Origin of the sequence: Thermobifida halotolerans (assembly GCF_003574835.2) — a bacterium.
Taxonomy (GTDB): domain Bacteria; phylum Actinomycetota; class Actinomycetes; order Streptosporangiales; family Streptosporangiaceae; genus Thermobifida; species Thermobifida halotolerans.
This window is the reverse complement of sequence record NZ_CP063196.1, coordinates 2,995,480-3,005,632: the sequence shown is the minus strand read 5'-3', so window position 1 is coordinate 3,005,632 and position 10,153 is coordinate 2,995,480. Positions and strand designations below refer to the sequence as shown.

Sequence of the window (10,153 nt, the reverse complement as noted above, 5' to 3'; positions counted from 1 at the left end):
CCGCTCCCGCCCCGGAGGGTGCCGAAGGCTCTCGGCGAGGACACGGAACCGGCCGGAAGGCCGGGAACGCCTGTGGACAACCGGCGGCGCGTGTCGCCCCGGGCCGGTACTGTCTGGTGCGTGTCTGATCTTCCCGACGTCGAAACACTCCTCGACGCCGCCGTGCGCGCGCTCCACGGCACCCGGCGCGACGGCCAGGTGGCGATGGCCAAGGCCGTGGCGGAGGCCGCCGCGACCGGCGAGCACCTCGTCGTGCAGGCCGGTACCGGGACCGGAAAGTCCCTGGGGTACCTGGTTCCGGCGCTGCGCCACGCCGTCGCCGAGAACAGCACCGTCGTGGTCTCCACCGCCACCATCGCGCTGCAGAACCAGCTCATCGGGCGCGACCTGCCGCGCCTGACCGAGGCGCTGGAACCACTGCTGGGCCGCCGCCCCGCCTTCGCCATCCTCAAGGGGCGACGCAACTACCTGTGCCGCCACCGCCTCGAAGGCGCCGCGGCGGCCCCCGACGAAGCCGAACTGTTCGACCCGCACATGCTGTCCTCACTCGGCCGCCAGGTGCGCCGGCTGCACGAGTGGGCCGAGGAGACCGTCACCGGCGACCGCGACGACCTGGTGCCCGGAGTGAGCGACCTGGCCTGGCGGCAGGTCTCCGTGGGAGCCAACGAGTGCATGGGGGCGCAGATGTGCCCCTTCGGCGACGAGTGCTTCGCCGAACAGGCCCGCGCCGAGACCGTCGGGGCCGACATCGTCGTCACCAACCACGCCCTGCTGGCGATCGACGCCGTCCAGGGCTACCGCCTGCTCCCCGAACACGACCTGCTCCTCATCGACGAGGCCCACGAGCTCGTCGACCGGGTGACCTCGGTGGCCACCGGAGTCCTCAGCGACAGGGCGGTCAGCGTCGCCGCCAAGCGGGCCGCGCAGATCTGCGACGTCGAACTCACCGAGCGGCTCGCGGAGACCGCCGACGGCCTGGCGCTGATGGTCGCCGAAACCCCGCCCGGCCGCCTCGACCACCTCCCCGACGCGCTGGCCACGGCCGTGGCCAGCGTCCGCGACGCCGCGCACGCCTGCGTGTCCGACCTCCCCGACCGCACCAGGGACGACCCCGAGTCGGCCAGTGTCCGCAGGCTGGCGCTGGCCGCGCTGGAGGAGGTGCACCGCACCGCCGAGCGCATCCTGGCCTCCGACCAGCAGCCGATGCGCGAACGGGGAGACGTCGTGTGGCTCGCCAAGGGCGCGCGGCAGACCCCCGGACTGCGCGTCGCTCCCCTGGGCGTCGACCAGTTGCTGCGCGACTCGCTGTTCACCGAACGCACCACCGTGCTCACCTCGGCGACCCTCGCGCTCGGCGGCTCCTTCCAGCTCATGGCGGAGCAGTGGGGGCTGGACCTCGCCGCCGGACCGGACGCCGACCGCGGGGAGCGGGAGACGACGGACGGCTCCGACAGCTCCGGGACGGAGGGGGAGCGGCCGCGCTGGCGCGCCATCGACGTGGGATCGCCGTTCGACCACGCGCGCAGCGGAATCCTGTACGTCGCCAGGCACCTCCCCCCGCCGGGGAGAGACGGCCTCCACCCGAGCTACCTCGACGAGATCGCCGAACTCATCGACGCCGCGGGAGGACGCGCCCTGGGACTGTTCTCCTCGACGCGCGCGGCCGTCCAGGCCGCCGAGGAGCTGAGGGAGCGCCTGAAGCACCCGATCCTGTGCCAGGGGGACGACTCCACCGGCCAACTGGTCAGGGAGTTCGCCGAGAACGAGGCCACCTGCCTGTTCGGCACCCTCTCGCTGTGGCAGGGGGTCGACGTTCCGGGGCCGTCGCTGCAACTGGTCATCGTCGACCGCATCCCCTTCCCCCGCCCCGACGATCCGCTCGCCTCGGCGCGCCAGCGCGCGATCGGCTCGGGAGGCGGAAACGGGTTCCTCGCGGTCGCGGCCACCCACGCCGCGCTGCTGCTGGCCCAGGGAACCGGAAGACTGCTGCGTTCCGTCCACGACAGGGGGGTGGTGGCGGTGCTGGACCCGAGACTGGCCACCGCGCGCTACGGGGCGTTCCTGCGTTCCTCGCTGCCGCCGTACTGGGGGACCACCGATCCCGAGGTGGCCCGCGCGGCCCTGCGCAGACTCGACCGGGCGGCGTCGCAGGCGGCCTAGCCGGCGTCCGCGGTCGTCCCGGGGGCGCGGGTCAGTGTGTCGACCCGAAGCCGAACAGGCGGACCGCGTAGCCCGGACTGTCGCCGTCGGGGGGCTCGATGTGCCAGCGGCCGTCGTGCTCCCCGGTGGTCAGTTCGCACCACATCAGGTCGATGAGCTTGAGGCGGGCCACGACGGAGGAGTTGGGGTCCAGCACGAGCGAGTACGCCCGATCGCTCAGTCGCTGGGTGATCATGCCGACGGGTTGACTGTCCCAGATGGCGGGGACCGGGGCGTGGCCGACGTCGACACCGCACAGACGCAGCTGCTCGACCTCCTCGTCCAGCGCCTCGGCGGCGAGCGCGTCGTCCAGTCGCAGGGCGTCCTCCAGCTCGTCGCGGTCCGCGTCGTTGCGCATGTAGGCGTGGTAGGTCCGGCGGCCGCAGGGGCGGCACAGCCGCCACACCACGCACCTGGCCGCCCCGTAGGCCGACTGCGCCTCGCCGATCCCCCGGTGCGCGCTGACCCGGCGGATCGCCCCGCAGTCACAGCACAGAGCGGTCAACTCCTGTTTCATCCTCACGATCCCCCTCCCACGAGTGAGTATGCGACGAGCCTCCCCCGTGGGGGAACCGATTCCACGAGGACGTTGCTACAAACTGTCTCCAGGGGTGTCCAAAAATTCCCTCTCGCCCCCATTGCCGGTTTGTTGGGCTTGAAACGCGGCGCAGCGGCGGAGTAGATTGCCGCCCGTTTCGCCGCCGGTGGGATGTGGTCATTCCTGCTCGGCCCGCTCACTGTCGGGAACGGACGCCGGGGCCTGCGGGGTGGCGCCGGACAGGTCGGCGGGCGAGGGCCCGTCGTCGGCCACCTCGTCCACCTCGTGCTCCCCGCCGTCCAGTAACGGGTGCTCGGCCACCTCGTAGCGCCTGATGTAGAAGCTGAGGAAGGTCTGGAGACTGGCTCCGGCGGGCAGCGCCAGCAGCGCCCCGGGCGCGCCCAGGATGGCGGCGCCCGCGAGCACCGAGCCGAAGGCCACGGCCGGGTGCATGTCCAGCGTCCGCGCGGTGATCCTCGGCTGGAGGACGTAGTTCTCGAACTGCTGGTAGACGGTGATGAACACCAGGACCCACACCGCGGGCCACAGCCCGCTGAGGAGCGCCACCAGCACCGGCAGCGCCCCGCCGATGTAGGTGCCCACCGTGGGGATGAACTGCGACAGCACCCCCATCCACAGGGCCAGCGCGAACGCGAACGGGATGTCCAGGGCGACCAGCAGCACGTAGTGGGCGACGGCGCAGATCAGTGCGAGCAGCGCGCGGGAGTAGATGTAGCCGCCCGTCTTGTCGACGGCGATCTCCCAGGCGCGCAGCACCTCCCGCTGCGTGCGAGGCGGCAGCACCGAGCAGATCGTGCGTCGGAACCGGGGGCCGTCGGCGCACAGGTAGAAGGTGAACAGCGCCACCGTCAGCCCGTTGAACAGCAGCGTCAGCACCGTGGACCCGGCTCCCACCACGTTGCCCGCCAACTCGGAGGCGTACTCCTCGGCCAGTCCGCTGACGCTCGTCAACTCGCTGAGCAGCGTCGTGGGGGAGAAGTTGGTGTTGAAGGTGCTGTTGATCCAGCCCAGCAGCGACCGCGTCATCCGGGGCAGTTCCGAGACGAAGGCGACGACCTGGCCGACGAGCATCGATCCCAGCACCGTCAGGAACAGCACCAGCACCCCGAAGGCCACCAGCATCACCGCCCCGGTGGCCAACCCGCGCGGCCAGCGGTGCCGGTGCAGCCAGTTCACCGCGGGCTCCAGCGCCAGCGCCAGGAACAGCGAGATCAACAGCAGCAGCAACAGTCCCTGAAGCTGCACGAACAGCCACCATGCCAGGGCCGCGAGCGTCACCACCCACACCACCAGCAGCAGCGCGCGCATCAGCCACGGCGGCATCTGGGACTTCGCGGGGGCGGCGAGGGGAGTGGTGTCCTCGGGGAGCGGGCGGCGCCGTAAACGCCCGGGATCGGAGGCACTCATGACAGCGCCACTCTCCGTTTCACACAGGTGGAGGATTATTCGTCGAGGGAGAGCCGACGTTTGTTGCGGGCGGTCCACTCCCGCATACGCCTGGGGTACCCGACGATGTTCACGTCGTAGGCGGGGGCGGCGAGGTCGTGCGCGACCTTGCGCAGCACCTCCGGCGAACCGACCCGACGGCGGATCCACTCCCCGTCGTGGGCCACCGCCACCGCGGTGGTTCCGGTGGCGAAGGTCTCGGGTTCCACGTAGAACTCGACGCCCGTTCGACTCTTGGCGAACTCGATCAGCGCCTTGACGTCGGAGTCCTCGGCCGGGCGGTCATAGCGTGCCTTCCTGCCCCGGCGTTGGGCCCTGCGTAGTCCGAACCGGTCCCGCCATCCCATACCGTACTTCTCCCGTCGGTGTCTGCCACTGCGCGACCCCCGAACCCCCCGCCTTCCGGTGCCGTCGAGTCTATAAGGCGATGTCGAGAAGTTGAGGAGAGAGAGGTTTCCGGGACTCCCCGGTTCCCAAGGCCGCTGTCCCGGCCCGCCCCGGACGACCTCCCGTGTCGGTCGGGCGCATCCGTGATCGCGCTGATACTTTCTGTGCTGGACCGGGGGAGGGGAGCACGGCATGACGCTGTGGCTGTGGGCGGAGGAGACCGCCGAGAAGACACGGGCCGACGGACACGGGGGACTGGCCGCGGCGCTGGTGCGCATGCCGGAGTTGGCCGTGCGGGGAGACGCCGACCGCATCGCCGCCGAACTGCCCGCCGCGCTGCGCGCCGCGACCGCCCCCGGAGCGCCGCCCTGGGCCGCGGACTACCTGCGGCACTGGTGGACCGCAGCCCGGGTCACCCACGGTGCGATGGGGACGGCGGCACTGCCCGAGGCCGAGACGCTGGCGCACACCGCGCACGCCGACGACACACGCTGCTCGCCCGGGGCCTGCCCCGCGGTCAACGCGGCCGTCTGCCACGCCAACGTCGACGGCCCCGGGCACGCCGTGGAGCGCGAACTGCTGCTGACCGGGGCACTGGACCACACCGCCCCCGGGACCCCCGCCCACACCTCGGCGGTCCTGGCCTTCGCCGACCTGCTCACCGACTCCGGACGGCCCCACGAGGCGGTCGAGTACCTGGACGCCCAGGACTGGGCGGTGCGGTCCGACCCCGGGCACGCCCTCGCGTACGCGCGGGCACTGCGCTGCCTGGACCGCCACGGCGAGGCACTGGCCGTGCTGGACCGGTTGGACGGCGAGGAGACGGCGCCGTACGGTCCCGAAGCGGCCGGCGAGGACGTGCGGCGCCGCGTCGCCTTCGAGCGCGCCCGACTGCTCGCCTGGCTGGCGCGCACCGGACAGCGCCCGGCGGACGGCGCGGCCGCCGCCCTGCCGCCGGTCGAGGAGGCCGGGACCCACCCGTTCCTGCGTCCGCTCTGGGTGGAGGCGGTCGAGGACCTCGACGCGGTGGGCGCGGTGACCAACGACTGGCGGCTCGGTGTGGCGCTCGCCGAGTGGACGCGCCACCTGGAACGGGTCGGCTCCCACCGCCCCTGCCTGGAGATGGCCCTGCGCGCGGCCCGTCTCGCGCTGCGGCGCGGCGCCCGCTGGACCGCGGCGGGCATGGTGGAGGCGGCCCAGCGCGCCGCGGTGCGCCTTCGCCGCGACGACGAACTGACGGCCGACCTGGCCGAGGTCCGTACCGGTGTCCGCGCCTTCCCCGGCCCGCCCCTGCCCGTCCCGGCGCAGCGGCTGGCCGCCTGGCTGTGGGGCGACCGGGGAACGGCCGTCGACCCCGAACAGCGGGCGGACCTGCTGGTCGCGGCCCTGGACGCGCACCCCGGCGACACCGTGCTGCTCAACGACCTGGGACGGGTCGGACGCGTCCTCGGCCTCGCCCGGGCCGCGGCCCGCGACCAGTGGGCCAGGGTCCGCGCGCTGCCCACCGACCGCGACGCGGTTCTGGGACTGCTGGAGTCACTGCTGCACGACGGAGACACCGAAGGAGTGCGGGAACTGGTCCGGACGCTGTCCGACGCGGCGGCGCGCGCCTGACGCCGGGCTAGACGCCCCTGACCTCCACGGTGCGCCCGTCGGGGTCGCGGAGGGTCCGCGGTTCGGGCGGCGCGCCGGAGACGGTGAGGCCGAGTCGGAGCCGTCCGGTCGCCGCGCGGTCGCCGCACGGGTAGAGCTCGACGACGGCGCCGTCGGCGAGGACCGCGGCGTAGTGCGCGGGACCGGAGCCGTGCCGCTCGGCGACCAGGTCCAACCCGAGCCCCGCGTAGAACGCGCGGCACTCCTCCAGGCGCTCGGTGTAGATCACCACGAGATTCAGCGCGGTCACGCCACGGCCTCCGTGGTCAGCAGCGCTCCGGCCCGGTAGGCCAGCGCGGCCTCGGGCAGCCGCGCGGGACGGCCGCTGGCGTAGACCCGCAGCTCTCCGGTCCGGGGCGCGTCGGGACAGGGCTGCGCCCCCAGCCGCCGCAGAGCCTGTGCGGCGACCGCGTCCGCGGCGGTGAACAGGGCCACCTCCGCGCCCAGCGCGTCCGTGATGGACTCGCCCACCAGGTCGTAGTGGGTGCAGCCGAGCACGACCGCCGACACGTCGGCCGGGGTGTGCGCGGCGGCGCGGGTCACCGCCTCGCGCACCGCGACCGGATCGGCGCGCTCCACCGCGTCGGCCAGCCCCGGGCAGGGCACCGGGGTCACCGCGACCCCGCGCGCGAACCGGTCGATCAGACCGCGCTGGTAGGGGCTTCCGGTGGTGGCCGGAGTCGCCCAGATCGCGAAGGGGGCGCCCCGGTCCGCCGCCGGTTTGACCGCGGGAACCGTGCCGATCACCGGAACGCGCGGCTCCAGTTCGGCGCGCAGCGGCTCCAGCGCGTGTACCGAGGCGGTGTTGCAGGCCACCACGACGGCGTCGGGGCGGTCACCGAGCGCCGCCCGCGCCCCCGCCAGCGCCCGGGCGACGATCTCCGGCACGCTGCGCGGCCCCCACGGCATGTGGTCGGGGTCCATGGAAAGGATCAGGTCCGCGTCGGGGCGGACCCTCCGCAGCGCGGCGGCGGTGGAGAGCAGACCGATCCCCGAGTCGACTAATGCGATGCGCACGCCAGCCGATGATATGCGCAAAACCGGGAAACTCCGCGTAAGGTCCCGGAGATCGGCGTGACGCGGGGCTAGGGTGACTCCAGGCCGGCGCCTCGGCCGCTCCGGGCCGGGCCGTTACGCGAAGACCGCGCGGTTTCCCGCGACGGCAAGCGGGTGAGAAGTGGGTGAACAGTGATTCGTCAGCCTTCCGTGTCCAACCTCGCCGACCACGTGAACGCGGTGTACGAACTGCGCCGCGACTACGCGCGCCTGCCGACGGACGCGCCGGTGCGTCTGGGCAAACCGACCTCCAACCTCTTCCGCTTCCGCGACCACGGTGACGCCCCCCGACTCGACGTCAGCGCCTTCACCTCGGTGATCAGCGTCGACCCCGACACCCGGACCGCCGAGGTCGGCGGAATGACCACCTACGAGGACCTGGTCGCCGTCACTCTGGAGCACGGACTCATGCCGCTGGTGGTGCCGCAACTGCGCACCATCACGCTGGGGGGCGCGGTCACCGGGCTGGGCATCGAGTCCTCGTCCTTCCGCAACGGGCTGCCGCACGAGTCGGTGGAGGAGATGGAGATCCTCACCGGGGCGGGCGACGTCGTGGTGGCCCGGCGCGACAACGAGCACCGCGACCTGTTCCACGGCTTCCCCAACTCCTACGGCACCCTCGGCTACGCCCTGCGGCTGCGCATCCGGCTCGAACCGGTCCGCCCCTACGTCCACCTCCGCCACCTGCGCTTCACCGACGCGGAGCAGACCATGGCGGCGCTGGCGCGGATCTGCGCGGACCGCGCCCACGAGGGCGAGGCGGTCGACTTCGTCGACGGGGTCGCCTTCGCGCGCGACGAGCTGTACCTCACCCTGGCGAGCTTCACCTACCGCGCCCCCTGGACCAGCGACTACGGCGGATCCGACATCTACTACCGGTCGATCCCCCGCTACGCGGGCCCCGGGCCGGGTGACTACCTGACCGTGCACGACTACCTGTGGAGGTGGGACACCGACTGGTTCTGGTGCTCACGCGCGTTCGGGGTGCAGCACCCCCTCGTGCGCCGACTGTGGCCCCGCTCCCTCAAACGCTCCGACGTCTACCGCAGACTCGTCGCCCTGGACCGGCGCACCGACTTCAGCCGGCTGCTGGCCTACTACCGGGGACAGCTCCCCAGCGAGCCGGTCATCCAGGACGTCGAGGTCGACGTCGAGCGGGGAGCGGAGTTCCTCGACTTCTTCCACACCGAGATCGGCATGTCACCGGTGTGGATGTGCCCGCTGCGGCTCCGGGAGGAGCCGGCCTCCGACGATCCCGCGGCGCCGGTCTGGCCGCTGTACCCCCTCGAACCGGACCGGCTCTACGTCAACTTCGGTTTCTGGGGAATGGTTCCCGTTCGGCCCGGCCGGGGGAAGAAGTACCACAATCGGGCGATCGAAAAGGAGGTGACCCGGTTGGGCGGACACAAGTCGCTCTATTCCGATGCCTTCTACGACGAGGACGAGTTCTGGCGGCTCTACAACGGCGAGGCCTACCGCAAGCTCAAGGCCGCCTACGACCCCGGCGACCGACTGCTCGATCTGTACGCCAAATGCGTGGACAACAGGTGAGAGGAGAAAAGGCATGCGGCTGGCGGAGATATTCGAACGGGTCGTGGGGGCCGACGCGCCCATCCGTTTCCGTGCCTACGACGGCAGTACCGCAGGTGACCCCGACAGTGAGGTCGCCCTCGTCGTCCGCACCCCCGCGGCGCTGAACTATCTCGCCCAGTCGCCCGGCGCGCTCGGACTGACCAGGGCCTACGTGGCGGGACACATCGACGTCGAGGGCGACATGTACACCGCCCTGAGGGCCATGGCCGACCTGGTGCTCAGCGAGCGGATCGCGCTGTCCCCCGGGGAGATGCTGCGGATCGCCCGCAGCATCGGCTGGGTCAAGTTCGTCAACCGGCTGCCCCCGCCGCCGCAGGAGGTGCGCCGCTCCCTGCTGTCCGGTCTGGGAACCCGCCACTCCAGGAGCCGCGACGCCGAAGCCATCCACCACCACTACGATGTCTCCAACGCCTTCTACGAACTGGTGCTGGGCGAGTCGATGACCTACACCTGCGCGGTCTACCCGACCCCCGACGCCGCCCTGGAGCAGGCCCAGTTCCACAAGTACGAGCTGGTCTCGCGCAAGCTCGGCCTCACCGCGGGCATGCGGCTGCTCGACGTGGGATGCGGGTGGGGCGGCATGGTCATGCACGCCGCCCGCGAGCACGGCGTCAGGGCGCTGGGCGTGACCCTGTCCAAGGAGCAGGCCGAGTGGGCGCAGAAGCGGATCGCCCAGGAGGGACTCGGCGACCTGGCCGAGGTGCGCCACATGGACTACCGGGACGTCCCCGACGGCCACTACGACGCGATCAGCTCGATCGGCCTGACCGAGCACGTCGGCAAGAAGAACGTCCCCGCCTACTTCGCGTCGCTGTACGCCAAGCTCACCCCGGGGGGCAGGCTGCTCAACCACTGCATCACCCGCCCCCGCAACGACCTGCCGCCGTTCACACGGGGCGGGGTCATCAACCGCTACGTCTTCCCCGACGGGGAACTGGAGGGGCCCGGCTGGCTGCAGTCGGCGATGAACGACGCCGGGTTCGAGATCCGCCACCAGGAGAACCTGCGGGAGCACTACGCGCGGACCCTGCGGGACTGGTCGGCCAATCTGGACCGCAACTGGGACGCGGCGGTCCGGGAGGTGGGAGCGGGCACCGCCCGGGTGTGGCGGCTGTACATGGCCGGCTGCGTGCTGGGCTTCGAGCGCAACGTCGTCCAACTGCACCAGATCCTGGGGGTGAAGCTCGACGGGACCGACGCGCGCATGCCGCTGCGTCCCGACTTCGAGCCGCCGCTGCCCTGATCCGGTTGGCGGAGGCG

The 10,153-nt window shown here is 72.1% G+C and carries 9 protein-coding genes; 4 read left to right on the top strand and 5 right to left on the bottom strand.

Annotated elements, in window-relative coordinates:
* Positions 1 to 120: 120 nt before the first annotated feature.
* Positions 121 to 2,160 carry an ATP-dependent DNA helicase gene (locus NI17_RS13465; protein WP_119267943.1) on the top strand — a complete coding sequence of 680 codons (2,040 nt, stop codon included), beginning with the start codon at positions 121 to 123 and terminating at the stop codon, positions 2,158 to 2,160.
* 31 nt (positions 2,161 to 2,191) lie between these two features.
* Here the strand turns inward: NI17_RS13465 and NI17_RS13460 are convergent, their stop codons facing one another.
* The 3 genes from NI17_RS13460 to NI17_RS13450 form a co-directional block, all read right to left on the bottom strand.
* Complete coding sequence (locus NI17_RS13460) at positions 2,192 to 2,716, bottom strand: DUF6315 family protein (protein WP_068688862.1); 525 nt, start codon at positions 2,714 to 2,716, stop codon at positions 2,192 to 2,194.
* Between the two features lie 198 nt (positions 2,717 to 2,914).
* Complete coding sequence (locus NI17_RS13455) at positions 2,915 to 4,081, bottom strand: AI-2E family transporter (protein ID WP_234401729.1); 1,167 nt, start codon at positions 4,079 to 4,081, stop codon at positions 2,915 to 2,917.
* A gap of 119 nt (positions 4,082 to 4,200) precedes the next feature.
* A complete protein-coding gene (locus NI17_RS13450) occupies positions 4,201 to 4,551 on the bottom strand; it encodes a hypothetical protein (protein WP_068688864.1) in 351 nt (116 codons plus the stop codon).
* A 232-nt stretch (positions 4,552 to 4,783) separates the two neighbouring features.
* On the opposite strand from NI17_RS13450, the gene NI17_RS13445 reads away from it, so the two are divergent.
* A complete protein-coding gene (locus tag NI17_RS13445; protein WP_243597513.1) occupies positions 4,784 to 6,205 on the top strand; it encodes a hypothetical protein in 1,422 nt (473 codons plus the stop codon).
* A gap of 7 nt (positions 6,206 to 6,212) precedes the next feature.
* Here the strand turns inward: NI17_RS13445 and NI17_RS13440 are convergent, their stop codons facing one another.
* Entirely contained in the window at positions 6,213 to 6,494 is a 282-nt protein-coding gene (locus NI17_RS13440) for a VOC family protein (protein ID WP_068688866.1), read from the bottom strand.
* Positions 6,491 to 7,261 carry a glutamate racemase gene (locus NI17_RS13435; protein ID WP_068688867.1) on the bottom strand — a complete coding sequence of 257 codons (771 nt, stop codon included), beginning with the start codon at positions 7,259 to 7,261 and terminating at the stop codon, positions 6,491 to 6,493. Before NI17_RS13435 ends, NI17_RS13440 begins: the two co-directional genes overlap by 4 nt.
* Positions 7,262 to 7,432: 171 nt before the next feature.
* Here NI17_RS13435 and NI17_RS13430 point away from each other — a divergent pair, with 171 nt between their 5' ends.
* Positions 7,433 to 8,851, top strand: a complete 1,419-nt coding sequence (locus tag NI17_RS13430) for an FAD-binding oxidoreductase (RefSeq protein ID WP_068688868.1) — start codon at positions 7,433 to 7,435, stop codon at positions 8,849 to 8,851.
* 13 nt (positions 8,852 to 8,864) lie between these two features.
* Positions 8,865 to 10,136, top strand: coding sequence for an SAM-dependent methyltransferase (locus NI17_RS13425; protein ID WP_068688869.1), 1,272 nt, complete (start codon positions 8,865 to 8,867; stop codon positions 10,134 to 10,136).
* Positions 10,137 to 10,153: the final 17 nt, after the last annotated feature.

Coding starts and splice junctions, on each gene's coding strand:
- NI17_RS13425 (WP_068688869.1), top strand. CDS start 8,865: ATGCGGCTGGCGGAGATATTCGAACGGGTCGTGGGGGCCGACGCGCCC.
- NI17_RS13450 (WP_068688864.1), bottom strand. CDS start 4,551: ATGGGATGGCGGGACCGGTTCGGACTACGCAGGGCCCAACGCCGGGGC.
- NI17_RS13460 (WP_068688862.1), bottom strand. CDS start 2,716: ATGAAACAGGAGTTGACCGCTCTGTGCTGTGACTGCGGGGCGATCCGC.
- NI17_RS13445 (WP_243597513.1), top strand. CDS start 4,784: ATGACGCTGTGGCTGTGGGCGGAGGAGACCGCCGAGAAGACACGGGCC.
- NI17_RS13455 (WP_234401729.1), bottom strand. CDS start 4,081: ATGCCGCCGTGGCTGATGCGCGCGCTGCTGCTGGTGGTGTGGGTGGTG.